Source organism: Ruegeria sp. I1 (assembly GCF_056532675.1).
The window spans coordinates 521,060-546,313 of the sequence record NZ_JBQFNM010000002.1 but is presented as its reverse complement, the minus strand read 5'-3'; the positions used below and the strand labels follow the sequence as shown (position 1 = coordinate 546,313).

Here is a 25,254-nt window from a genome sequence, read left to right as displayed (position 1 = left end):
AGACCGGATTACCGGACCGCAGCCCATAGACGCAAGGCCTGAGCAGTTTCGGCCACGTCATGCACCCGGATGATCTGCACACCTTGGGACAATCCGTCCAGAGCAAGGGCGATTGATCCCGGCGCGCGGGCGGTTTTTTGCGGCTCTTTCCCGATTGATCCAATAAAGCCCTTGCGCGACACGCCCAACAGAATCGGGCAGCCCAACCCGTGAAACACGCTGAGATTGCGTAGAAGGGCCAGATTGTGCTGCTCGGTTTTGCCAAAACCGATGCCGGGATCAACGATGACCAGGTCGCGGCTCAAGCCCATCGCCTCTAGACGAGCGATTTGGCTTTCCAGAAAATCGTAAACGTCCAGCACGACGTCATCGTATTGCGGATCATCCTGCATCGTGGCCGGATCGCCCTGCATGTGCATCACGCAAACCGGCGCGCCGAGCCCGGCGCAGAACGGGGCAAGCTTGGGGTCGAAGGTAAAGCCAGACACATCGTTGACCAAACCCGCCCCGGCTGCGCAGGCCGCTTTGGCCACCGCCGCCTTGCGGGTGTCGATTGAAATCAAAGCATCTGTTTCGGCCCGGATCGCTTCGATCAGCGGGCGTGTCCGGGCTATTTCTTCGTCTTCTGGGATAAAATCTGCGCCGGGTCGCGTGGATTCGCCACCAATGTCCAGAATGGTTGCGCCATGAGCGACCATTTCAACCGCGCCTGCCCGCGCCGCGTCGACGGTGCTATGTACACCCCCATCCGAGAAACTGTCTGGCGTGGCGTTCAGAATGCCCATGATCTGAGGTTGTGCCATGTCGAGGCCCGCAATAGCTGCGCGCGGACGGCTGAGGCGGTCCAACTGATCAGCCGGGACCTCTGCCGCCATGACGACACTTGGCTCGCGACCCCGCAACAGAACCTCGACATGGGTAAACCAGAGCGCCTGACCCGCCAACGGCACAGCGTCCTCGGGCCGGGCCGCGCCATGTTGAACGAGCGGGCGGTAGTAATCCCTCACAATTGTGCCTGATCGACGGCAACCGAGCGCAGCGGCGTCTTGGGTTCTTTCGGCAACTCGCCTCCGATGACCATCATCTCGCTGGCCTCGAATGTCGCGGCAAACCACGCGGCTAGTGCAACCGCGTCCGAAGGCGCAGCTGATGGACCGTCAACCGCATCCAACACGATCTTGGACGGGGCCCAAACGCAGATTTGGCCGTTTTTCATCGCCCAATCCAACTCGGTTCGAGTTGAAACAACGACACAGCGGTGATCCCGTGCGGCCAAAACCCATGCGTTTTGTTCGATGGACAGCAGGTCGATCCGGCGCTGAGTCATGGCGTGGCCGGTTTGCGGCACTTCCAGATCAGAGGCGCCAACACACAGGATCAATGGCCGCTGGCGGTTTTCCAATTGGTCAATCCAGCCTTTCAGGTTGCCAGATGCAATGGCGTCATTGGACAGGAAAACCAGACGCGGATGCGGGCGTTCTTCTTCGACCACATCGTGGTGAATCGCATCCTTGCCGCGCACGATCTCGACCCCCAGCGCTCCGGGTCCGCGATCCAGCTTCTCGATCCGGACAAACACGCGCACTGCCTGCGGTTCCAACAAGATACGCTCGGCTACTCGTTCGGCCAGCGTTTCAAGAAGGTTCAGACGCTCTGCCGCCAATTCATAGGCAATCGCTTCGGTCACGCGGTCATACGACAGGATACGATCCACATCATCGTCAATATCCGCCGTCAGCGGGCGGACTTCGACAACGATGTTAAAGCAGATGCGCTGGGTCGTGCCGCGCTCGGCCTGAAAAGCTCCGATCTCAACTTCGACGGTGTGATCGCGAAGCGAAATGCGATCCAGCGGCCCTCGGGGCGAGGTCGCCTCGGACCGTTCAGACGGGTGCGCAAAGGCAAGGCGGATTTCAGAACTCATGGATCAGGCCTTTTCCGGCTCGTAAAACAGTTCGCCCAGTCTAGGCGTTTCGAGGGCCTATAACATTCATGCAAACGCCATTCCAACCACTGATTGCGGCGTCAAGTAACGCGGAACCAGCTCATCATGCCAGCGGCGGCGTGGCCCAGCATGTGGCAATGCAGCAGCCAATCACCCGGATTATCCGCGACCAGTACCACCTGCCGGGTCTGCCCGCGTTCAATCAGAACCGTATCACGCCAGGGACCCAGCGACCCATCTTCCAATACCAGACGGAAGTGATGACCATGCAGATGCATGGCATGTGGGAAAGCGGTTTCGTTTACGAACGCAATCCGGTGAATGCTGCCCCGCGCGGCATCCAGAAACGGATCATATGGGCGCTCGGCGATACCGTTTAACGCCCAGAACCGCCCAAGCTGCGCCAGTTCACGCCCTGACAAGTCCGCACCGCCAAGCTGCGCGCTTTGCAACCACCGCATCGCCCCGCCCTGTAAAACCATCTGGTGCAACGGGGCAGTGCTGATCTGCGTCACCTCAGGCACGGGATTGGGTGGAAGGGATGCTATGCCATCGCGCGGGGCACGGGCCGCGCTTTCTTTCACATCGAACCGCACCAGACCAAAGCCGCCGTCTCGCTCGACACTGACCAGACTTGCTGTGGTCGCGGCAAGTACATCGACAATCAAATCAACCCTTTGCGCGGGGGCCAACGGGAAAGTGTCCGCGACCCTCAGCGGGAATTCCAGAGGCATCCCATCCAGCGCCACGATCCATCCGGCCAGGCCGTCGATGTCCAGATCGTATATCCGGGCGTTTGATGCATTGATCAGGCGGAGCCTGAGGCGCTGGTTTCGGCCCACCGAGAAGGCCGGATCAAACACGCCATTGACGGTGACGATGTTCCCAAGACGGCCCGCATGGCTCAGATCATGGCCATTGTTGAAATCATCGGTAATTTGCGCTGTTTCCGGGTCCAGACGCCAATCATCCAGCATCAGGATTAAGTCCTGATCTACTTTGGGGCCGGCGGCTTCCTCGACGATCAGGGGCCCATAGAGCCCGCGCGCAACCTGTTCAACCGAGCGATTATGCGCATGATACCAATAGGTGCCAGCGTCAGGGACGACAAAGTCATAGTCAAAGGTTCCATCGGGCGCGACAGCCTCTTGCGTCAAGCCCGGCACCCCGTCCATCGCATTGTTTATACGAATACCATGCCAATGGATCGACGTCGGTTGAGGAAGCTTGTTTACAAAGCGGCGTTGAACTCGATCTCCTTGCCGGAACTTCAGCGTCTGGCCCGGAACCGTACCCTCAAAGCCCCAGATTTCCGTTTCAGGAAACCCTTCTGGTGCAAGGCGCTGGCGGGCAACACGCGCTTCAAGCTGCAGGAACTCAGCCTTCGCCGCACCCGGTAGCAGCGACACTGCTGCCGCGGCTTGCAGGAATTGTCTTCGATTGAATGGCATTGCGGGCCTCCTGACCCGCAATATAGACTGCAACACGCCCCGCGCCATCAAGCTTCCAGCGCGGGTGCGTCAATCAGTTGCTCGCCGTCCGGTAGTTGTGGCGATAGAAGATATGCACACCGATCTTGGCCGTCTGTTTGTAAACCCGCGCCCAGGACGGACGCACAGCGGTTGTGTGATAATGGGTCGCCCCCTCGGTCAGTTCCTTCGAGATCCCGTCAATCGCCGCGCGCGCCACTTTTGATACACGTTCGAACGCTTTCTGTTCGTGGATCACCTCTTTGCGGCCATCACAGGTATAGGTGAACTGACACTGGTATTTTTTGCCCGTGCCCTGGCGGATCACACCGCACAGGCTGTCAGGAAAGCGGCTGCTTTTGACCCGGTTCAGGATCACTTCGGCCACGGCAAACTGACCGCGCACGCTTTCACCACGGGCTTCGAAATACAGCGCCTCAGCCAGGCATTGCCAGTTCTCATCTCCGGTGGCTTTCGGTTGCTGGTCCAGCCAGTCCTTGGAATAGGAGACTTGAATTGGTTCGGCCGACTTACGCGGCTTGAACAATTTGAAATAGTCACGGAAACTTTGCGCCGGCAATTCATTGCGGGCGACAAGTTCTTGCTTAGCAGAATCGGTTGCTTCCCTCTCGGCGAAGGAAGCACTTGGCAGCATGGTTGCTGCCAATGTGGCAACAGCCATTATGTAACGTAGCATCAGATAACCTCGCACAGGCACTTAACGCACCAAACCCTCCCCCGGCGGGCGCGACGAGGCATTTAGCGCAGTCTGGCGCAAACGTCCAGATCAGAAGAAAAAGCAAGTGGAAAATCGCTCGTGGAGAAGAAAAAATTCTCCACAAGAGTGCCTGTAACCCACCATTTCTTGGGTTTCAGCCCGCTGTCAACCCCCAAGTCTGGACGAAATCGCCAGTTGAGCGGCAGCCAGCCGAGCGACGGGCACCCGGAACGGCGAGCAGGAAACATAGTCAAACCCAAGATCACGGCAAATGGCGATTGATTCGGGGTTACCCCCATGTTCACCGCAGACCGATAGGGTGACATCAGGCTTGGCCAGACGCCCGCGTTCAGCGCCAAGTTTCAGCAATTCGCCTACCCCATCCGGGTCAAGAACATGGAATGGGTCTTCGGTAAACACCCCCTGCCGAACATAGGCCGACATAAACCGGCCCGCATCATCGCGCGATAGGCCATAGGTCATCTGGGTCAGGTCATTGGTTCCGAAGCTCAGGAAAGACGTATGTGGCGCAATCTCTTCCGCCCGCAAACAGGCGCGCGGCGTTTCAACCATCACCCCAAGCCGATACTCAAACTCGTGGCCTTTTTCGGACGCGACTGCCGCAGCCACCGAGTCGATGCGGGATTTGACCAGCTCAACCTCGCGCTTGGCCGAGACCAGCGGGATCATCACCTCGGGCACCACCGGCGCGCCGTTTTTGCTGGCCTCCAACGTGGCTTCAAAGATCGCGCGGGCCTGCATGTCGTATATCTCAGGTACGGTCACCCCAAGCCGCACGCCGCGCATGCCCAGCATCGGATTGTATTCCGACATCGCCTCGACTCTGCGTTCGACGTCAGAAACAGGTAAGTCCAAGGCTTCGGCCAGTTCGCGTTGGCCGCTGCGGGTCGTCGGCAGAAACTCGTGCAACGGAGGGTCGAACAGGCGGATGCAAACCGGCTGGCCTTCCATGATCCGGAACAGCTGGATGAAATCCTCGCGCTGCATGGGCAGCAGTCGTTCTAGTACCGCAGACCGCCCCGATGGGGTCTGCGCAAAGATCATCTCACGCATGACGATCAGGCGGCCGGGGTCAAAGAACATATGCTCGGTCCGGCACAGTCCGATTCCTTGCGCCTCGAAATTGCGCGCGGTCTGGGCGTCTGCCGGTGTATCCGCATTGGCCCGGATCGCTATATCCCGCTCGGCGTCTGCCCAGCCCATAAGCGTCTGAAAACAATCGTCCAAAGCCGCTTCCAGCATCGCGGGCTGCCCTGCCAGAACCTGTCCTGACGTCCCATCGATGGTCAGAACATCCCCGGTTTTGAACATCCGTCCATCCGGCGCAGTCAGAAGCTTTTTCTTGGTCTGGAAGCGCATCCCCGACGCCCCGACGATGCAAGGCAGGCCCAACCCGCGCCCGATCACCGCCGCGTGGCTCGTCATACCGCCCTTTTCCGTCAGAACCGCGACTGCCGCATGCATGCCCCGCACGTCCTCAGGCGAGGTTTCGCGGCGGACCAGGATACAAGCCTCGCCCCGCGCGGCGCTGGCCTGTGCCTCAGCCGCGGTGAACACAATCTTGCCCGTTGACGCTCCGGGGCTGGCCGCGATACCCGTCGTCAGGATATCGCGCTTTGCATCTGGGTGGACCTGACGGTGCAACAGCTCGTTCAACGCGTGCGGATCGACGCGCATCACCGCCTCTTGCGGCGGGATGATTTCGTCTTCGGCCAACCGCACCGCAATCCGCATCGCCGCGCGGGCGGACCGCTGCACCCGCACGCCATCCAGAATATGCACATGGCCGTTTTCGATCACGAACTCGACCTGCATTTCCTCGCGTAGTTTCTCGCGCATCAGCGCGGCCTGCGCTTTGAGATCGGCAAAGGCTTTGGGTGCCAGTTCTTCCAGCGACTGCCCGCGCGGATCTTTTTCCAAGTACAGCGCCGCAACACCTTCGCCCAACGCATCGCGCCCCTGGCTCTGGCTCAGATACCGCCCGGTGATCTGTGGCATTCCGGTTGTGATATCAACCAGTTGCAATACACCCGAGCCGCATTCGCCCTGCCCGACACCGGGTATCATTTCCTGAATGACCAACCCAAGCCCCGCATCTGCAGGGGCCCCTTTAGCCTGACGCAGCAATCGAGCCGACGTACCATCCCACGCCCGCGCCATAGATCGCAAGACACCGACCAACTGCTCTCCGCGATCCTGGGGAAAGGCCTCGTCGGTCTCTTCCTCATAGGCGCGCAGAGACAGTTTTAACCCTTCGCTGCCATCGGCTTCGATGTCATCAAACACATCCGCATCCAGCCGCGCGACATGGATGGCGTAGCTTTGAACAAATCTCAGATACAGCGCGGCGGCGGCTTCGGCCCCCATCTGATCAGACAGGTCCACATAGCGCGCATCGTTCATCCCGATGTTCAGAACCGCACCCGGCCCGCCCCAATCGGGGTCTTCGGAACTGGGTCGCACACACAGCAACGCCGTGTCGTCAAACTGTTCCAAAATCGCGGTAATGTCTGGCACCTGACCATCGGCAATCTGTTGCACAAGATCAAAGGACAGTGCCACGGTGCGGGGTACTGGCAGGTCCAGCCGGACCAGACGTTGCAAACATTTGGCCCGCCCGCCATGGGTGCTGGCGGCAACGGGTGCTTGGGACGTGATGAGCGTGGTATGCGGGTTATTCTGCACTGCGGCACCTTTTAGCTTCGCCGCAGCATAAGCCCTTGCACCAATGGCGCAAGGGCGATCTGGCTTATCCTTCGATCTTGGTCAGATCGGCAACGCTGGAACAGATCGTGCGGATTTGGCTTAGCAGGTTCAGACGGTTGCGGCGTAGGATGTCATTGTCGGTGTTGACCTGCACATCCTCAAAGAACGCATCCACAGGCCCGCGCAAGCTTGCCATGGCGGCCATGGCGGTCGGGAAATCCTCAGCCTTCAACGCCGGATCGATCTGCTTTTGCGCCTGATCCAAGGCCGCAAACAGCGCCTTTTCGCTGTCGGTCTCGGCAAATTTCACATCCGCGCCGTAGGAGTATTCGACCCCGTCCTTCTCTTCAGCCTGCGTCAGGATGTTGTTGGCGCGCTTGAAGCCCTGCACGAGGTTTTCGCCATCCTCAGTCACGATCACCGCATTCAGAGCGCGGGCGCGCTTGACCAGTAGGTTGAGGTCATCATTGCCGTCCATCGCGATACAGGCGTCGATAATGTCGTGGCGGATGCCTTCAACGCGGAGGAAGACCTTGAGGCGGTCGTGGAAGAAGGAGAGGAGATCGTCGGATGCGTCAGGAACCTTATTCTCAAGCTCCAGAAAAGCAGCCGCAGGCAATCCTCCGACCTTGTCCTTAACTGTCTGGAATGCAGCACCAAAGACGCCATGATCGGCGATCTCCTCCAAAAGGTCGCGGACACTCGCATCCGGCAGCGCCTCATTAATAGCGCTCTCCGCGCGAACCAACTGGCTGTCAAAGAAACGGTCCAAATTGATACGCAAATCGTTGTCCAAGATCAGTCGAATAGCCCCCAACGCCGCGCGGCGTAGCGCAAATGGGTCTTTTGATCCGGTCGGTTTCTCGTCAATCGCCCAGAAGCCGGTCAGCGTATCCAGCTTGTCGGCCAGCGCCACGGTCACCGAAATCGGTGCGGTCGGCACCTCATCTGACGGTCCCAGTGGCGAGTAATGTTCCTGCGCCACGGCGGCCACGGCGGCATTTTCGCCTGCGGCCTCAATATAGTAGCGGCCCATAAGACCTTGAAGTTCGGGGAATTCATAGACCATCTCGGAACTCAGATCGGCCTTGGCCAGACGCGCGGCTTTCTCGGCCTGATCCGCATCCGCGCCGGTCACCAGGGCCAATTCGCGGGCCAGTGCGGCGATGCGGTCGATCCGCTCGGCCTGCGTGCCCAGCTTGTTGTGGAAGGTCACATTCTCCAGCGCGCGGGTCCATTGGGCGATGTCCGATTTGGCAACGCGCAGGTCGTTCTCCCAGAAGAATTTCGCATCAGCCAGACGGGCCGAAAGCACCTTTTGGTTCCCCGCCAAAATGGTTGCGCCATTGTCGGCGGTTTCGCGGTTGGCGACGGTGATGAACCGTTCGATCCGGCCCGTTTTAGGGTTCTTTACCGAAAAGAACTTCTGATGTTCTTTCATCGAGGTTTGCAGCACCTCGGGCGGCAGTTCCAGGAACCCCTCGTCGATCTGACCCATCAGGACAACGGGCCATTCGACCAGACCGGCGACCTCGGCCAGCAGGCCCTTGTCTTCGACCACCTCAAGACCGGCGGCAAAACCCATGTTCTGGGCGTCGTTCCAGATATGCTCGGCGCGTTCTTCGGGCGACAAGACCACAAAGGCGCGTTTCAACTGGGCTGCGTAATCCTCGAACGATGTGACCGAGAACCGGTTCGGCGCCATGAAACGGTGGCCAGCCGTGGTGTCACCGGCTTTGATCCCCTCGATCTCCAAATGCACAACCTGCGCGCCCGCCTCATCGCTGAGGATGCAAAGGATCGAGTGCAACGGCCGCACCCAGCGCATCGGGCCACTGCCCCAGCGCATCGATTTGGGCCATGGGAAGTTGCGGATGGTTGCGTCCAGCACTTCGGCCACGATCTCGGCCGCAGGACGCCCAGCTTTTTCGATGGTAGCGAAATAAACAGCGCCTTTGGGCGTGTCGCGTTCCTCCAACTGATCCCGCGTCAGGCCCGCGCCACGCAGGAAGCCTTCGATGGCTTTGTCGGGTGCGCCAACCTTGGGGCCTTTGCGTTCCTCACGGATCGTCGGGCTCTCGGACAGCACCCCTTCGACCGCCAGCGTCAGGCGGCGCGGCGTGGTCAGGGCGGCGGCCCCAGCATAGGTCAGACCGGCCTCGACCAAACCATCGGTGATCCGTTTTTTCAGCTCATCTCCGGCGCGGGTTTGCATGCGCGCGGGGATCTCCTCAGAGAACAGTTCGATCAACAGGTCGGGCATAGTCGGTCCTTAGAAATTCACAATCGTCTGAATGACGATGGCATTGGCGATATCCACAAAGAAGGCGGATACAAGGGGCAGCACAATAAAGGCAATAGGCGACGGACCATATCGCTTGGTTACGGCTGTCATATTTGCAATTGCGGTGGGGGTTGCCCCCAGGGCGAAGCCACCGAAACCGGCGGCCAGAACTGCGGCACGGTAGTTCGAGCCCATGACGGGGAACAGGACCCAAAGCACGAACAGCACCGCAAACAGCGTCTGGGCGGTCATGATCACTGCTATGGCAAGCCCCAGCTCGGCGATTGTCCAGAGTTGCAGGCTCATGAGCGACATGGCTAGAAAGGCCCCCAGCGCGAATTCCGAGATGAGTGCCAGCGACGGGGTCCGTGACACTTTCGGCGCGCCCGGAAAGACAGCTGAGCGCAGATTGGCGATGACAATGCCCATGATAAGGCAAGGCACAAAAAGGGGCAGTTTTAGGCCTGCGGCGCTAATCACCTGATCCAGCCCATATCCCGTGATGATTGCCAGGTTCAGATACAGCAACACCCGCATGATCGTCAGGTGGTTGATCTGGGTTTTTGCATCAGTGGCGTCATCGGGCAGGCCGACGCTGTGTTCTTCCTCGGGCCTACTGGGGCTGAGGTTTCGCCCTTCGATCAGAAGGCGCGCAATGGGGCCGCCTACAAGGGCAGCCAGAACCAGACCCAAAGTCGCAACGGCAACGCCCAGTTCGGTCGCACCGTCCAGCCCTGTCGCCTGGGCCACTTCGGGGGCCCAAGCAATCGCGGTTCCGTGCCCCCCGATCAGCGCAGCAGACCCAAACAGAACCCCCGCCTGTGCAGGATAACCAAACAGCACCGCGCCTGCCGCGCCGATGACGTTCTGGAACACGATGGTCGCCAATGTCAGGATCAACAACAAAAGCAAAGGCTTGCCGCCAGCGATCAGATCCGACAGGCGTGCGTTTAGACCGATCCCAGCGAAAAACAGTACCAGCAGGAAATCACGGGCTGTCAGGCCAAAGGACAGCTCGACCCCGAACAGCAGATAGAGCAGCAGCACGACGATTGATGCCAGCAGCCCCCCTGTCACGGGCTCGGGTATGTTGAAGCTGCGCAACGCAGCGACCCGGGCGTTGATCTCAGCCCCGATCAGATAGACGGCAAAGCCCAGCGTGGCCGTCAGAAAATCGGGGATTTCGACGACATGGCTCACAGCGTTCCCCTATTCCTGCGGTTTGGGCGGGCATTCTTCGCCCACTACCGTACCGTCATAGGCCTTTTCGCCGCAATTGTTGAGCGCGTGCCAGACATAGCCCTTGCCGTCTTGAGTCACGGCGACGATGCGATCAACGCCATAGTGGATATTCTTGGCGCCCATGAACGCTTGCGCCCGCCCGTCTTTCAGCGCATCCGCCAAGGCCAGCGCGTCATAGCAATCGAACCAACCCGGTGCTGTCAGTGGTTCAGGGTCTTCCACCTGAGTGAAAGCGGTCATCTGATCTGGCGTCAGGTTCGTCTCGAAACACGCCCGGTAGCGAATCGGAGAGCTATCGGCATCGATTGCCTGAAACGCGCTATAGGCAATCGCTTGGGGTTGATCCGCCCCCTTCGCCAGTAAAAGCACATCCTGACCGGGCTGCGGCGCGACCTCGTAATAGAAGCCATAGACCTGCAGATAATACATCCCTCCGCCAGCCAAAGCGGCCGACAACAATAGGATCAGAGCGAGCAATTTTCCGGTCATCTACGACGCCTCTTTCATATTGGCAGAAAATAGGACAGGGTCCGCAGCTGTACAGGACGAAACGAGGCAACCCGCATGGATACCACCCTTGCCGTCGGTTTTTTTGGCGCACTGTTTGCGATCATGAACCCGGTCACAAACCTGCCCGTGTTTCTGAGTGTCACGCAGGATCTTCCCGTTGCGGACCAGCGCAAAGTTGCCGCGAAAACAGCGACCTACTGCCTGATCCTGGGATCGGCCTTTGCGCTGATCGGAAATCAGGCGCTGGGGCTGTTTGGCATCAGTGTTGATGACCTGCGCGTGGCCGGCGGGCTGGTGGTTCTGATGATCGGGCTGAACATGCTGAACGGGAACGAGAGCAGTTCGCACCACGGGACCGAAGGAGAAAAGAAATCTTACCCGGCGCCCGAGACTGTGGCGTTTTATCCGCTGGCCTTTCCAATTTTGGTTGGCCCAGGCACGATCACCACGCTGATCCTGTACGCAAGCCACATAAAGAAACCCATTGAAGCCATTGCTTATGCTGGTGTATTTCTGGTCGTCGTTGCGATGTTGTTCATTACGTTCTGGAACGCATCGGCGCTGGCCAAACGGCTGTCGGACAATGCCCGCGTGATCATGAGCCGCTTCATGGGCATGATCCTGTCGGCCATCGCCATCAGTATGATCGCCGACGGCCTTAAGGTGTTGCTGCCCGGATTGGCCTGAGCCGCACATCAGACCCCGAACCCGGCGGCCTCGGTCTGGACAAAGGCATCGGCACATTGCTTTGCCAACGCACGAACCCGGCCGATATAGGCTTGGCGTTCCGTGACCGAGATCACCCCCCGTGCGTCCAACAGGTTGAAGATGTGGCTGGCCTTGATGCACTGGTCATAGGCCGGATGTGCCATGACGATACGCTTGCCGGTCTTGGGATCATCATGTTCCTGCGCCAGAATGGTGGCGCATTCTGCCTCGGCCTCTTCAAAATGGCGCAGCAAGACCTCGGTATTGGCCACGTCAAAGTTCCAACGGGCGTATTCTTCTTCGGTTTGCTTGAAGATATCGCCATAGGTCAACGGGCTGGGCGACTGAGGGTCATTGAACGGCATGTCCATCACGTGGTCGATGCCCAGCACATACATCGCAAGTCGTTCAAGACCATAGGTCAGCTCGCCCGAGACCGGCGTACAGTCATGGCCACCCACCTGTTGGAAATAGGTGAACTGGCTGACTTCCATACCGTCGCACCAGACCTCCCACCCAAGACCCCATGCTCCAAGGGTCGGGCTTTCCCAGTCGTCCTCGACAAAACGGATGTCATGCAGCTCCATGTCGATGCCGATGGCCTGCAAGCTGCCCAGATAGAGCTCTTGCAAGTCCGGCGGGCTGGGTTTGATCAGCACCTGATACTGATAGTAATGCTGCAGCCGGTTGGGGTTTTCACCGTAACGTCCATCCGTTGGACGGCGCGACGGCTGAACATAGGCTGCAGCCCAGGGTTTGGACCCCAGCGCCCGCAATGTGGTCGCAGGGTGGAACGTCCCTGCCCCGACTTCCATGTCATAAGGCTGCAGAATCGCGCAGCCTTTCGAGGCCCAATAGGTCTGAAGCCGCAGGATTATTTCCTGAAAAGAACGCGGTGCGCTGAACGGTTCGGTCATGACATTCCCTTTGGGCGCTGCATGCACCCGGTTCCGGTCGGTTTCGCCCTTCCTATGCAAGGGGCCAAGGGGCGTCAACGGGCCAATCGGCACATCCTGTATCTGCACAGCCACACAGTGAAATCTGCGTATTCGCGCCATGGTATTTAGACCGCGAAATCGCGTATTCTGCGCGAAATGTTCAACACTGCATAAAACGGGCAGAATATGACACGAGTTTTGACGGCATTTCTTTTGTTTTTTATATTGGGAGTGCACACCGCATCTGCACAGCAAGACCAAGGCGTCTGGGTACAGGTTGAAGCCCAACCATCGCTGCGTGAAGCGCAGGATCGTGCGCAGGCCTATGCCAGCGCCCTGCCCGATGTGAACGGGTTCCGCCTGAACAGTGGCTGGTACGCCATTGTGATCGGCCCCTATGCCCGCAGCGACGCGGAACAGGTTCTTCGAGTCTATCGCGCCGAGGGGCAAATCCCGCGCGACAGCTTCATTGCGTTTTCCAATGATCTGGGTCAGCAATTTTGGCCTATAGGCGTTAATCTTCTGGATCGTGGGGTAGTTGCGCCCCCGGTTGAATCGGAACCACAGCCGGAACAGAACCTGTCAGAGGTCACCCCGCAGGACGCAGACGAAACACGCGCCGAAGCGCTACAGTCCGAACGATTGCTAACTGCACAGGAACGCAAAGACCTGCAAACCGCCTTGCAGGCCGCTGGGTTCTATAACTCGTCCATCGATGGCGCATTTGGTCAGGGAACCCGCCGCTCGATGGGCGATTGGCAGCGTTTCAACGGCTATGAGCCGACGGGCGTTCTGACAACATTGCAGCGCAAGGCCCTGATGGATGACTATAACGCGCCGCTGATCAGTGTCGGGATGGGATCGTATACTGACGATCAGGCGGGCGTGTCTTTGGACATGCCGCTGGGTGCCCTGGAATTTGACCGCTACGAGGCGCCGTTTGTCCATTTCAAATCAAGCGATGATATCGGGGCTCAGGCGCTGTTGATCTCGCAGGAAGGCGACAAATCCACCCTGCGCGCGCTGTATGAAGTGATGCAGTCACTGGAAATCGTACCACTTGATGGCCCGCGCGAACTGCGCGGTGATCGGTTCTCGTTGGAAGGGCGCGGCAACGGCGTTGTCTCGTTCACACAGGCGACACTGAAAGATGGGCAGATCAAAGGGTTCACTCTGGTCTGGCCCGAAGGGGACGAGGCGCGTCGGTTGCGTGTTCTGGCCGCCATGGCGCAGAGCTTTGCGACCACCGATGCGGTTCTGGACTCAGCAGCAGGCGCATCCGCGGATCAGCGGATCGACCTGATTTCGGGCCTGCAAGTGCGCAAACCGCGCCTGTCGCGTTCGGGTTTCTTTGCCGATACCAGCGGGGCGGTTCTGACCGTGTCCGAGGCGGCAGATAACTGCACCCGGATTACGCTGGACGGCGATCAGGAGGTTCAGGTGGCCTGGACCGATGCCGATCTGGGCGTCTCGGTGCTGCGCCCCAACCAGAACCTTGCGCCCATAAGTGTGGCCGCCTTCAGCGCGGACACCCCGCGCATTCAATCCGAGGTCGCGGTATCCGGCTTTTCCTATCAGGGTGCACTTGGCGCCCCGACCCTGACTTATGGGCAGATCGCAGATATCCGTGGCCTGAACGGAGAAGAAGGTGTGAAACGTCTGGCCCTGAACGCCCAGCCTGGTGATGCGGGCGGCCCTGTCTTCAACGACAGCGGCAATGTTGTGGGCATGCTGCTGCCAACCCCGACCGAGGGGCGCACCCTGCCCGCCTCGGTCAGCCTGGCCGCAACCGCCGCGCGTTTGACAGATGTGTTGACCCAGGCCGGTGTGTCCGGGCAGCCCAGTCAGGAAAGCACACAAATCTCACCCAATGAGTTGAACCGCCGGGCGACTGGCATGACTGTTCTGGTCCATTGCTGGGACTAAGCTTACCGCATTGGTAAATCTGAAAGCGCCGCGGTTTCCTGCGGCGCTTTTTGTTTCACAGGATATCGGGCGTGACGTGGATCAGCGTTGGCCCTTCGGCCTGAAACGCAGCGCGTACCGCATCCTGCAGCCCATCCAGCGTAGCGGGCGCAGCAGACCGCGCGCCAAACGCCTCGGCCAGTTTGCAAAAAACGGGATTGCGCGCCTCAACTGCGTTTGGCGCGATCTGGCTGCGGACCATGCTGTCCTCGATCTCTTTCAGCCTTCCATTGTCCCACAGGATGATGGGCAGAGGCAGACCCAGTTCTACCGCAACCCCCAGTTCCTGCATCGTGTAGTGGAACCCGTAGTCTCCGGCGATCACAGCGGTTGGTTTGCCCCTGCGCCCAATCGCCCCGCCAATCCCGGCAGGCAAAGCATATCCCAACGTGCCAAAGCCTGTGGGGTGGTGCCAATGGTGAGGATAAGCCATATCCCAGACCTCTTTCGCGACATAGGCGAACTGGGTCATGTCAGAATAGATCATCGTATCGGCAGGCATCGCGGCGCGCAGGGCGTCGACGACCGGCACAATGCCTGGTCGTTCGGCATCCACCTCAGCCCGCCAGCGGGCGCGCGTTTCGGCGACCTCCTCCGCGGTCCATCTCGTGGCGGGTTTGGCATCTTCGGTGACCGCCCATAGCGTCCGTGCGAAACTTGCACTATCCGCCTGAATTTTGACGGCGGCCCGGTGATGATCCGAAAGCACCTCGGGGTCCAGATCAACGCGGATCAGGATGGCTTTGTGCCCAAGCTCGCGCCGCCAAAGATCGACCTCTCCAAGCTCTGCGCCAACCGCGACTACCAGATCAGCCGAGGCGATGACATCGGCGCTGCCGGGTCGGGGCAGCATCGCCCCGAAATCCAGCGGATAGTTCACCCCCGCCAACCCACGCCCGGCATAGGTGGTGAAACAGGCCGCGCCCAGCTGTGTCAGGATTTGCCGCCATTCGTTCGAGCGGCAACCGCCCCCCAGAATGAACAACGGTCGTTTGGCAAGGTTCAGCAGCGAAACAACTGGCGCGACATCGGGCGGCTGTGCCTTGGTGCGCAGCGCTGTTTGGTTGGGAAACGGGGCTGGATCGGCATCTGCTTCCAACTTGGCAATCGGCACCTGAATATGCTTGGGCCGGGGGCGATTGAGCTCAAATTCCTCAAACGCGCGTTCCACTAGCCCATAGGCAGCCTGTGCCGTATTCGCCTGTGCGGACCAGTCTGCGACAGTTCCCGCCGCCGCTTGCTGATCCTTCATCTGATGCAACTGGCCGCGATACTCCTGCGCCTCATCCAGACAGGATGAAAGAACCAGCATCGGCACCGAGTCGCTGTAGGCCTGCCCCATGGGCGTCATGATGTTGCATAGCCCCGGCCCGGTGATCACATAGGCCACACCCGGTCTACCGGTCGCACGGGCATAGCCATCGGCCATAAACCCCGCCCCTTGTTCGTGCCGCGCCAGAACATGGGTGATCCCCGCCTCTTCGATACCCCGGTACAGTTCCTGATTGTGCACACCGGGAATGCCAAAGATCACATCAACGCCTCGATCCCTGAGCATGTGCGAGAGTTGCGCGCCAAGGGGTCTTTTCATCAGCTTCTCCAGAATTGAACGGTAAAGATTGCATAAACGGCCAACAGCTCAAGCCGTCCCACGAGCATGCCGATGATCAACAACCATTTCGCCGTATCGTTCAGCCCGGAAAAGTTGCCTGCCGGCCCGATCTGATCACCCAGGCCCGGGCCAACATTGGCCAGTGCGGTGGCCGCGCCAGAAACCGAGGTAATAAAATCCAACCCTGTCAAAGCCAGCGCCCAAGACAGTACGCCCATAGACAGCACAAAGAACATGAAAAAGCTCATGACCGAGGTCAGAACATCCCGGCTGACAGGGCGGCCGTCATATAAGGGTACAAACACGCCATGTGGTGATCGAATGCGCCGGATTTGCGTTTTGATCGACGCAAAAAGAAGTTGATATCGGAACACTTTGATCGAACAGGCGGTCGAGCCCGCGCAACCGCCGATCAGGCCGATCAAGAAAAACAACATGATAGCAAAGCTGCCCCAGTTCATATAGTCAACGCTGGCATAGCCTGTCCCTGAAATGATCGACGTGATGTTAAACAGGGATTCCCGGAAGGCCTGTTCCCAATGGTGTGGAAACACAGATGTCAGGAACACTGACATGACGACGACCAGAACCAATATCGTGGCTATAAATGCTCTGATCTGACTGTCACGCCACAGTGAAAGCGTATGCCCGTTGGCAAGTTGCACGTAGCGCACAAAAGGCAGAGCCGCCAAAATCATGAAAACCGATGCGGCATATTCCGACGGCCCTGTAAACGTCCCAAATGAAGCATCATAGTTCGAAAACCCGCCCGTCGAGATTGTCGTGAAGGCGTGCACCAGCGCATCGAAAAAACCCATGCCCAGTGCAGCATAAACCAACATGCAGGCAACCGTCAGGAACACGTAGATCAGGGATATCTGGCCCGCAATCTCCTGCGCGCGCGGCAGGATTTTCCCCATGGTTTCAAACCCTTCCGAACGGAAGATTTGCATTCCGCCCACGCGTAGCTCGGGCAAGAACACCATGGCAACGACGATGATACCGATGCCGCCCAGCCACTGTAAAATGCCACGCCAAAGCAACAAACCTTGGGGCAGATCATCCAGGCCTGAAATAACCGTTGAACCGGTGGTGGTCAGCCCTGACATCGCCTCGAAATACGCATCGACAAAGCGCAGTTCGGTTTCACCAAACAGAAACGGGATCGCCCCAAAGACTGGCAAGGCAACCCAGACGCCCGTGGTTAACAAAAAGGTCTGACGAATAGTCAGACCTTCGCCCACCCCGTTCGAGCAACTGATGGCCAGAACCGAACCTGCCAGCATGGTAATAATGGCGCTTTCCAGAAAGACATGCCATTCGCCGCGTCCTTCGATCAGGTCGGCAACCATAGGCGGCAGCATGGTCGCCCCAAGAATGGCGACCAGCAAGCCAATCACATATCCGACCGGGCGAAGATCCATCATGAGGCGCAGCGTTGGCGCGCCGACCCGACCGTGTCAAGCAGATGATCCGCGATTATTCGTCGGAACTCTGGGTCGCCTTGGGCATTGCAGGCGGTTTTGACGGCGCGCGTGTACGGCGGGCTTGAGGTATCGGTGTTTCGGCCGCCTGCGCTGTTTTCACCGCAGTCGCCTTCCGCGGTTTGGACGCAGTTTTAGGGACAGTCGCCGTTTTTGCTGCTGTAGCAGTGGCATTTGCGAGCGCGGGCTTAGGAGTAACCGGTTTTGAAGCTCGCGCTTTCGGCGCTGGTTTCGCCGCGACGGGTTTGGCAGCGGCGGGCTTTGGCGTTGCAGTCTTTGTTACGGGCGCTGCAGGTTTGGGGATTGCAGCTTCCGCTTTGACAGGCGCTTTGGCTGCAGCTGTAGGCTTCGCCACCGGCTCGGATTTGGCCACTATTGTGGGCTTTGCTGCAGGTGCAGGTTTAGCTGCTGTGCGCGGTTTGGCCTTGAACTTCGCTGCTGCTGCTTTGGGCGTCGCTGTTGCTGCCGCCTTAGGCTTTGATGCAGCGGGTTTTTTTGCCGGGGTGGCTTTGGCGCGTTTTGCGACAGGTTTCTTGGGTGCAGGCGTTTTGGTTACCGGGGTCGAACCCAGTGCCGTCGTCTGCACTGCCTGAACCTGAGCCAATGGAAATTCCATTGCCGAGCGGGCAACGATTTGCATGATCTTGATTTGGCTCACCATGGCGTAACCAGCCACGCGAAATGCCGCTGCCTGAAACTCCAGCGGTTGGGTAATTGGATTCATTACATGTCTCTCCTGTAACAGCGAAGCAGCCTGAAATCTGAGGGTGAGTGTCCCTGTCCGCCCAGATCATCTGGGCAGAGCTTTGGGTATTGCAGTCCAAGGCGTGGCACGTCTCGGTGTCCTTCCGGGGCAGCACGCAGGTCAAAGCCCATCATGCGGCAGCTGCATTCCCGAACATTTTTACACTACAACATCACGCAAGTGCAGCATTTTTGCTGCAATGCGGCGATAGGGCGCTGATACGCGTTCTTTGTGATGAAAATCCAGGCGCTTAGGCGCTGTCGTTACCCGACGTGGAACAGGGTTGTGAACAGTCTTGGGTCCAGACTGACCGACTCGAAGGTGGGCCCCTCGGTCAAAACCGAAACCGCGTCGTGGCTGTGCAGGCTTTCCTGATGGCTTGCGATCACACGGAAGTCACCGACGTGATGGTCGGCCAACAGTTCAGCACAGAACAGACGCGCGGCGTCTTCGACGAAGATTGGATTGGCCGCGTTCAATTCGGCAAAGGCCTGTTCATCTTCACGTTTCACCATGACCTGCGTTTCTGTCGGCACGGCGCGGCGGCACAGCTCGATCAGGTCTTCGAACCACAGGCAATCTGCATCGCAATCCACCACGACGGAAATCCGCGCGACCGAACGCTGAGAGTGCGGCGTTGCAAGTTGCCCCCGCTGCGACCGCGCATGCTCGCTCAGCTCCAGCGAACAGGGGCATGTCGAGGAATAAACATAGTCCAGATGCATGATCTTTTGGCGCACACCGTTCTGTTCGACCAATTCCAGCGCGATGTCATAATACTGATAGCCTTCCAGCCCCGAACGCAGGCTTTCGACCTTCGCCGGATAGGAAAACCGCATCTGGATGCGGGCATCGAAACTGTCGAGATCGGTCAGATAATCGCTCAGCGCGGCCTCAATCACCTCGAAGCTGAACGTCCTTTCCGCATGTTTGTAGAACGAGCGCATGATGCGGGACATGTTAATGCCCTTCTTCTCGGCCTCAAGGCTTACGGTGCCTGTGATCGAGGTCTCAAGCGTCAGGTAATCGCCGCCCTTGCGATGAAAGCGGATTGGCAGGCGGAAGTTGGAAATTCCGACGTGCTGGATCTGCTGCTTTGCACCACGGATCAAACTAGAGGGACCGTTTTGCAGATCGGGTAGCGAGGCGCGATAGGCGGCATCCACCGCAAATTCTTCGGGATACTCCCGCGCGAGCGCCGGATAATTCTGTGCATTGAACCCCGGGATCAGCCGCGCCACAGCCGGATCAAGCTGCGAAATCTCAAGAGACGATGCAGTTTCGGCCCATTTGCGCAGCAGCTTCAGGGCGGCGGCGGCCTCGTCACGGTCCGGAGTATCAATATCGCGCGGATGAACGTTCATTGGCTGAGGGTCCTCAATTGGTCATCCTTGATATAGATGACTGCAGTTCATTTGCCAGTGTAGCGTTTTACGGACGCGATACCATTCCGGATTGAAATGAAATGAAAAATACCGGCGTTTTTAGGCCGATACCGACGGCGAGCACGGGGATACGCCGCGTCTTATCCAAAAGTTGGAGGTATTTTCGCCCCCAATCTCCTCAGGTTTGTGACGCCTTCAAAGCGTTGCGGATGTCCGTCAGCAGATCATTTGCGTCCTCAAGCCCCACCGAAAACCGGATCAAACCGGGGGTGATGCCCAACTCATCCTTCTGCTCGTCACTCAAGCGCTGATGTGTGGTGGTCGCCGGATGGGTGGCAATGGATTTCGCATCGCCAAGATTGTTCGAGATCACGGGGATCGTCATAGCATTAAGAAACTTGAACGCAGCCTCTTTGCCGCCTTTGATGTCAAGCGACAGAACTGTGCCACCTTTTCCGCCCAATTGCGACCGCACCAGTGCGTTCTGCGCGTGGGTTTTCAGCCCTGGATAAAGCGTCCGCTTCAAAGCAGGATGTCCTTCCAACGCTTCGGCGATGTGTTGGGCTGTGGCCGCCTGCGCGTTCACGCGCAACGCCATGGTTTCCAGACCTTTCAGCATGACCCAAGCATTGAATGGGCTCAACGCACCACCGGTGTGTTTCAGATAGGGTTCGACCGTGCCTCGAATAAAGTCTCGTGTGCCGATGATGACACCGCCCAAGGCGCGTCCCTGTCCGTCAATATGTTTGGTGGCCGAATACACAACTACATCCGCGCCTTGCTCGATCGCACGCGAAAATACGGGGGTCGAGAACACATTGTCCACCACGACCAAAGCACCTGCCGCATGTGCCAGCTTGGCGACCGCCTCGATATCGATCACCTCAAGTGTCGGGTTCGACATGGATTCGAAGAACACCGCCTTGGTGTCTGGCCGAATTGCAGCATCCCACTGCTCAAGATCTGTGCCATCCACAAAAGTCACCTCAACCCCGAACCGGGTCAGGATGTTTTCAACAATATACAGACAGGACCCAAACAGCGCCTTGGCCGAAACGATATGGTCCCCAGCCTTCAGCATCGAGGTCAGTGCACCATTGACAGCAGCCATACCAGACGCGGTGGCAAAGGCATCCTCAGCCCCTTCCAACGCGGCGATGCGCTGTTCGAACATGGACACGGTCGGATTGCCGTAACGGGCATAGATAAACTCATCGGGGCCGCATTCCAGAAACCGGGCCTCGGCCTGCTCGGCACTGTCGTAGACAAATCCCTGGGTCAGGAAGATCGCCTCACTCACCTCATTATACTGACTGCGACGAATGCCGCCATGGACGGCCTGAGTGCGTTTGTTCCAGCTCTCGTTCATGTCATTCCTTTCGGCCTCGACCCCCGAGGCGAATAAAAAACCCCCAGACGCGGTCAAGCGAAAGGGGCCTTTCATCCTGACCTTTTAGCGGTGTTGTTTAGCGTGGCCCGCAATCCGGTAACAAATCGCCACGTGGTGTTGTTGCCCATACGCCGCAGTTGCGAATTCGTCAAGCCCGACACCTGCAACGTCACGGTTCTGTAATCGTTCATTCACGGAAGCGTCATAGCGTTATGACAAAGCGGCACCACAACATCTTGTGTGAGTCAGAGCATATGCCAATAGTCAGGATCAATGCTGTCAATGGACGTGCTGAGTTGCACGGAAGTTCCCGCCCCCTGATCGGGGCTTTGCAGCAGAGCCAGCAGTCAGACGGACCTGTCATTATCATGACCCACGGGTACAAGTACCGGCCGGATGATGCCGATGCCTGCCCTCACCGTCATATCTTGTCGCTGCATCCCAAGACGATGCCCTGGTACAGCCCCAGCTGGCCGCAACATCTGGGCTTTGGCAGCGGGTTCGAAGACGAAGGTCTGGCCATCGCTTTTGGCTGGGATGCGCGCGGCCCGCTCTGGTCGGCGCAACGTCGCGCTGTTGAAGCAGGCAAGGTCCTGGCAGAGGTGATTCGTCACGTCCATCACTTGAACCCTCGGCGTCCGATCCATTTCATCGGCCACTCGATGGGTACCGAACTGGCGCTTGAGGCGCTTCATCACATTCCATCGGGCGCGCTCAGCCGGATCGTTTCCCTCACCGGGGCCGCCTATCAATCCCGCACAGCCGCAGCCCTGACAACGCCCGCCGGGCGCGAGGCCGAGTTCATCAATATCATCAGCCGCGAGAACGACCTGTTCGACTTTCTGTTCGAAACCTTCATTCAGCCGCCCTGTCGCGGGGATCTCAGCATTGGCGCGGGCCTGACGGCGCCAAACGCTGTTACATTGCAGATCGATTGCCCGGCAACGGTAGACCACCTGTCGGCTCTGATATTCCCAGTCGCATCGCCCGAGCGGCGCATCTGCCATTGGTCCAGTTATACACGCCCCGGGGTGCTGCGGGTCTATAATGCCTTGCTGCGCGACACCGAGCGCTTGTGCCTACATACGCTTAAGCGCGGTATCCCCCAAACACCGCACAAGCGTTGGTCACGGCTTTTTGCACTCCCCCGTCCGCAGGCCCTCTTGCCGTTTGCTCAGAAAGCATCATGATCCCCTCAGCTTGAGGAGATAGCATGATCGATCTGTATTTCTGGCCCACGCCAAATGGCTGGAAAGTATCCATCGCCTTGGAAGAGATGGAACTGCCTTACACCACCCATCTGATCAATATTGGCAAGGGCGACCAGTTCGATCCTGGCTTTCTGAAGATTTCGCCCAACAATCGGATGCCTGCCATCGTTGACCCTGACGGCCCGAATGGCGCGCCGGTCTCGGTCTTCGAAAGCGGCGCGATATTGATGTATCTGGCGCGCAAGACCGGGCGTTTCTATGGCGAATCCGAACGGGACCGGATCACCGTCGAAGAGTGGCTGATGTGGCAGATGGGCGGAGTTGGCCCAATGGCCGGGCAAGCGCATCACTTCCTGAAATATGCCCCTCAGATGAACCCACCCCAAGACCTGCCCTATGCCAAGGATCGCTATCGCGCCGAGGTTGGGCGCCTTTACAGCGTGCTCGATCGACGACTGGCCGAAAATGAATACGTCGCAGGCGACTTCTACTCGATCGCCGATATGGCGATCTGGGGTTGGGCCAGCCTATGGGAAGGCCAGCAGCAGCAGCTTGAAAACAAACCGCATTTCTCACGCTGGCTCAACGCAGTCGGTGCCCGCCCGGCGGTACAGGCAGGTCGCGCCCTATATGCAGAGCTACGAGGCGACCATCAGGACAAAACAGCGCAAAGCGTTTTGTTCAAACGTTAAACATGACAAGAGACCCACATCAGTCAATAATAAACCCACCAAATTGGGGACTAAGTATTTAGCAATTGCTGTTCCATTATCCTGCTGTAGGATTCACAAAAACCTGTGAGCAACCATGAGAATTGCCTTTATCCTATTGATGGCTTGGGCCAGTGCCGCACTGGGACAGACCTATCCAGAATACAAAAACACGACCGTCAACGACTTCGCTGATTTGCTTAGCCCGCTGGATGAGCAGGCTGTTTCACAACAACTGCAGAAACTCAAAAGGGAGACCGGGGTTGAGATGACTATTCTCACTCTGCACACTCAAAACAACTATGCGCCAAACCGGACGCTCGAGCAATTTGCCACAGGACTTTTTAATCATTGGGGGATTGGCGCCTCATCGCGAAATGATGGTGTCCTTGTAATGGTCCTGCGTGACGATAGGGCAATGCGAATAGAGCTTGGGGCTGCATATGGGCGCGCTTGGGATGACCGGGCGAAACAAATTGTCGACAGCAAGTTCATTCCGGCATTCAAAGCAGGCAGCTATTCAAACGGGATCAAACTCGGAACCACAGCCATCATAGAAAAGCTGGTATACCCGTTCCGCGCCGGAGAAGATGCGCCCGCCAAGAAAACAAGTGATGATCCCGGTCTTTGGATTTTTGCAGCGTTTGCGCTGGCGATGCTTTTGTTCAATCTCCGCAGCACAATAAGCGATGGTTTGGCTCGATTTCAAACCTGCCCAAAATGTGGGAAACGCAGCCTAAGGCAGAGCCGTCGGGTCAGAATCGCGGCAAACAAAACAATGCCCGGTTCGGGAATTCGCCGGATTGAGTGCCTTAATTGCGACTATTCCGAAGAAACTTCGTACACTATTCCAAAAGTATCCAGCGGCACCAGCAGCAGTTTCGGAGGGGGCCGATCCGGGGGTGGCGGAGCATCCGGACGCTGGTAGCATCAGATGCGCAAGCCCTTGCTTGCTCTTTGACTCATCTGAATTGGGTCGCCCACGTGTTGGCGTCCTCAAATCCGAGTTGAACTTTGGTATCTAGTGCCGATCTGCGGCGCGATGCGTCGCAATTGCCACTGGAAACGCATAGCTCCCTTCACTAATGAAGAATTCGACACTTGCAGAAGGAAGACGCACGCAATGGCAAAGATCACCTATGTCGAGCATGGCGGTATCGAACACACAGTCGAGGTTGCCAACGGACTGACGGTCATGGAAGGGGCCCGTGACAACAATATTCCAGGCATTGAGGCCGATTGCGGCGGTGCCTGCGCCTGCTCAACCTGCCATGTCTATATCCACCCTGACTGGGTCGAGAAAATCCCCGCCAAGGATGATATGGAAGAAGACATGCTGGACTTCGCCTACGAGCCCGACCCTGCCCGTTCGCGCCTAACCTGCCAGATCAAGGTGACGGATGCCCTGGATGGTCTGGTTGTACAAATGCCCGAAAAGCAGATCTGATGCCAACCAAAGCGCCGCGCCCGCCCGCTCGCTTCTGGCACTTTCGGGCCCGCGGCGCTCTGTCAGCGTGTTGCATGTGGCTTGCCGGAGCAAGCTTTGTAACCGCAAACACAATAACCTCAGCCCGGTTTACGGAACCAACCACGCGCTATGCGCATGGTGTCCTGGGTGACAACATCGAATACGGCGCGCTAGAATTAAGCGTCAAAGGTGAAGATGGCACCAAGGTCACGACCATTACCCTGCCAGAAGATCGCGTTTTCGAAGACTTGGTGCCCAGGCTTTGGGACGTCGATACCGATGGCGATGTCGAAGCTGTCGTCGTTGAGTCTCAAGACCAGCGCGGTGCACAACTCGCAATCTACGATGCAACCGGAACAAAAATCGCCGCCACCCCGCATATCGGCACCCGCTTCCGTTGGCTGGCCCCAATCGGAGCTGCTGATTTGGATGGCGACGACCATGTCGAGATTGCCTATATCGACCGCCCTCACCTCGCAAAAACCCTGCGTATCTGGCGCTTCAAGGATGATCAGCTGACCGAGATCGCCTCAATCCCGGGCCTGACCAATCACAAGATCGGTGAGGATTTTATCTCGGGCGGCCTGCGCCTCTGCAACGGCCAGGCGGAGCTGATCGTTGTCAACGCCGATTGGTCGCGGATCATCAGCGTCTCGCACCAATCCGTTTGGACCCAAACCGTTCTCGGCCCGTTCAACGGCCCCAACAGCCTCACCCAAGCCCTAAAATGCTGATCCCTACTT

21 protein-coding genes and 1 riboswitch are annotated in these 25,254 nt (G+C 58.3%); of the genes, 8 read left to right on the top strand and 13 right to left on the bottom strand.

Annotated features, from left to right (window positions below; all coding sequences use genetic code 11):
• Positions 1-8: 8 nt before the first annotated feature.
• The 8 genes from folP to ACR0DH_RS06515 form a co-directional block, all read right to left on the bottom strand.
• Complete coding sequence (folP, locus tag ACR0DH_RS06550; protein WP_480547891.1) at positions 9-1,007, bottom strand: dihydropteroate synthase; 999 nt, start codon at positions 1,005-1,007, stop codon at positions 9-11.
• Positions 1,004-1,924, bottom strand: coding sequence for a dihydroneopterin aldolase (locus ACR0DH_RS06545; protein WP_480547890.1), 921 nt, complete (start codon positions 1,922-1,924; stop codon positions 1,004-1,006). The genes folP and ACR0DH_RS06545 overlap by 4 nt, the downstream gene beginning before the upstream one ends.
• Positions 1,925-2,025: 101 nt before the next feature.
• A complete protein-coding gene (locus ACR0DH_RS06540; protein ID WP_480547889.1) occupies positions 2,026-3,396 on the bottom strand; it encodes a multicopper oxidase family protein in 1,371 nt (456 codons plus the stop codon).
• Positions 3,397-3,469: 73 nt separating this feature from the next.
• Positions 3,470-4,111 carry a cell wall hydrolase gene (locus tag ACR0DH_RS06535; protein ID WP_480547888.1) on the bottom strand — a complete coding sequence of 214 codons (642 nt, stop codon included), beginning with the start codon at positions 4,109-4,111 and terminating at the stop codon, positions 3,470-3,472.
• Between the two features lie 186 nt (positions 4,112-4,297).
• Positions 4,298-6,838 (bottom strand): putative PEP-binding protein, encoded by a 2,541-nt coding sequence (locus tag ACR0DH_RS06530; RefSeq protein ID WP_480547887.1) that lies wholly within the window; start codon positions 6,836-6,838, stop codon positions 4,298-4,300.
• 64 nt (positions 6,839-6,902) lie between these two features.
• On the bottom strand, positions 6,903-9,122 hold the full coding sequence (gene glyS, locus ACR0DH_RS06525) for a glycine--tRNA ligase subunit beta (protein ID WP_480547886.1): 2,220 nt from the start codon (positions 9,120-9,122) through the stop codon (positions 6,903-6,905).
• 9 nt (positions 9,123-9,131) lie between these two features.
• A complete protein-coding gene (gene gltS / locus ACR0DH_RS06520) occupies positions 9,132-10,343 on the bottom strand; it encodes a sodium/glutamate symporter (RefSeq protein ID WP_480547885.1) in 1,212 nt (403 codons plus the stop codon).
• Positions 10,344-10,352: 9 nt separating this feature from the next.
• Positions 10,353-10,874: a DUF6446 family protein gene (locus ACR0DH_RS06515; protein WP_480547884.1), complete on the bottom strand. Its 522-nt coding sequence runs from the start codon at positions 10,872-10,874 to the stop codon at positions 10,353-10,355.
• Positions 10,875-10,949: 75 nt separating this feature from the next.
• Between ACR0DH_RS06515 and ACR0DH_RS06510 the strand changes: the two genes are divergently transcribed.
• The gene (locus tag ACR0DH_RS06510; RefSeq protein WP_480547883.1) at positions 10,950-11,582 is read left to right on the top strand and encodes a MarC family protein; all 633 of its coding nucleotides are present in this window, start codon (positions 10,950-10,952) and stop codon (positions 11,580-11,582) included.
• An 8-nt stretch (positions 11,583-11,590) separates the two neighbouring features.
• On the opposite strand, the gene ACR0DH_RS06505 is transcribed toward ACR0DH_RS06510, so the two are convergent.
• Positions 11,591-12,520: a glycine--tRNA ligase subunit alpha gene (locus ACR0DH_RS06505; RefSeq protein ID WP_480547882.1), complete on the bottom strand. Its 930-nt coding sequence runs from the start codon at positions 12,518-12,520 to the stop codon at positions 11,591-11,593.
• Positions 12,521-12,727: 207 nt separating this feature from the next.
• Between ACR0DH_RS06505 and ACR0DH_RS06500 the strand changes: the two genes are divergently transcribed.
• Positions 12,728-14,467, top strand: a complete 1,740-nt coding sequence (locus ACR0DH_RS06500) for a serine protease (protein WP_480547881.1) — start codon at positions 12,728-12,730, stop codon at positions 14,465-14,467.
• A gap of 55 nt (positions 14,468-14,522) precedes the next feature.
• On the opposite strand, the gene ACR0DH_RS06495 is transcribed toward ACR0DH_RS06500, so the two are convergent.
• Both ACR0DH_RS06495 and ACR0DH_RS06490 read right to left on the bottom strand, forming a co-directional pair.
• Positions 14,523-16,097 carry a 5-guanidino-2-oxopentanoate decarboxylase gene (locus ACR0DH_RS06495; RefSeq protein ID WP_480547880.1) on the bottom strand — a complete coding sequence of 525 codons (1,575 nt, stop codon included), beginning with the start codon at positions 16,095-16,097 and terminating at the stop codon, positions 14,523-14,525.
• Positions 16,097-17,545, bottom strand: coding sequence for a TrkH family potassium uptake protein (locus tag ACR0DH_RS06490; RefSeq protein ID WP_480547879.1), 1,449 nt, complete (start codon positions 17,543-17,545; stop codon positions 16,097-16,099). Before ACR0DH_RS06490 ends, ACR0DH_RS06495 begins: the two co-directional genes overlap by 1 nt.
• A gap of 224 nt (positions 17,546-17,769) precedes the next feature.
• Between ACR0DH_RS06490 and ACR0DH_RS06485 the strand changes: the two genes are divergently transcribed.
• On the top strand, positions 17,770-18,195 hold the full coding sequence (locus tag ACR0DH_RS06485; protein ID WP_480547878.1) for a hypothetical protein: 426 nt from the start codon (positions 17,770-17,772) through the stop codon (positions 18,193-18,195).
• A 415-nt stretch (positions 18,196-18,610) separates the two neighbouring features.
• Here ACR0DH_RS06485 and folE2 read toward each other — a convergent pair whose 3' ends face one another.
• Positions 18,611-19,711, bottom strand: coding sequence for a GTP cyclohydrolase FolE2 (gene folE2, locus ACR0DH_RS06480; protein WP_480547877.1), 1,101 nt, complete (start codon positions 19,709-19,711; stop codon positions 18,611-18,613).
• 199 nt (positions 19,712-19,910) lie between these two features.
• Positions 19,911-21,101 carry an O-succinylhomoserine sulfhydrylase gene (gene metZ, locus ACR0DH_RS06475; protein WP_480547920.1) on the bottom strand — a complete coding sequence of 397 codons (1,191 nt, stop codon included), beginning with the start codon at positions 21,099-21,101 and terminating at the stop codon, positions 19,911-19,913.
• 64 nt (positions 21,102-21,165) lie between these two features.
• A riboswitch (SAM riboswitch) is annotated at positions 21,166-21,243 on the bottom strand.
• A gap of 133 nt (positions 21,244-21,376) precedes the next feature.
• Here metZ and ACR0DH_RS06470 point away from each other — a divergent pair.
• The 5 genes from ACR0DH_RS06470 to ACR0DH_RS06450 all read left to right on the top strand — a co-directional run bounded on the left by ACR0DH_RS06470 (position 21,377) and on the right by ACR0DH_RS06450 (position 25,245).
• Positions 21,377-22,312: an alpha/beta hydrolase gene (locus ACR0DH_RS06470; protein ID WP_480547876.1), complete on the top strand. Its 936-nt coding sequence runs from the start codon at positions 21,377-21,379 to the stop codon at positions 22,310-22,312.
• A gap of 23 nt (positions 22,313-22,335) precedes the next feature.
• Complete coding sequence (locus ACR0DH_RS06465) at positions 22,336-23,025, top strand: glutathione S-transferase N-terminal domain-containing protein (RefSeq protein ID WP_480547875.1); 690 nt, start codon at positions 22,336-22,338, stop codon at positions 23,023-23,025.
• A gap of 115 nt (positions 23,026-23,140) precedes the next feature.
• Positions 23,141-23,971: a TPM domain-containing protein gene (locus ACR0DH_RS06460; protein WP_480547874.1), complete on the top strand. Its 831-nt coding sequence runs from the start codon at positions 23,141-23,143 to the stop codon at positions 23,969-23,971.
• A gap of 195 nt (positions 23,972-24,166) precedes the next feature.
• Positions 24,167-24,490 (top strand): 2Fe-2S iron-sulfur cluster-binding protein, encoded by a 324-nt coding sequence (locus ACR0DH_RS06455; RefSeq protein ID WP_480541064.1) that lies wholly within the window; start codon positions 24,167-24,169, stop codon positions 24,488-24,490.
• Positions 24,490-25,245 carry an FG-GAP repeat domain-containing protein gene (locus tag ACR0DH_RS06450; RefSeq protein WP_480547873.1) on the top strand — a complete coding sequence of 252 codons (756 nt, stop codon included), beginning with the start codon at positions 24,490-24,492 and terminating at the stop codon, positions 25,243-25,245. The genes ACR0DH_RS06455 and ACR0DH_RS06450 overlap by 1 nt, the downstream gene beginning before the upstream one ends.
• Positions 25,246-25,254: the final 9 nt, after the last annotated feature.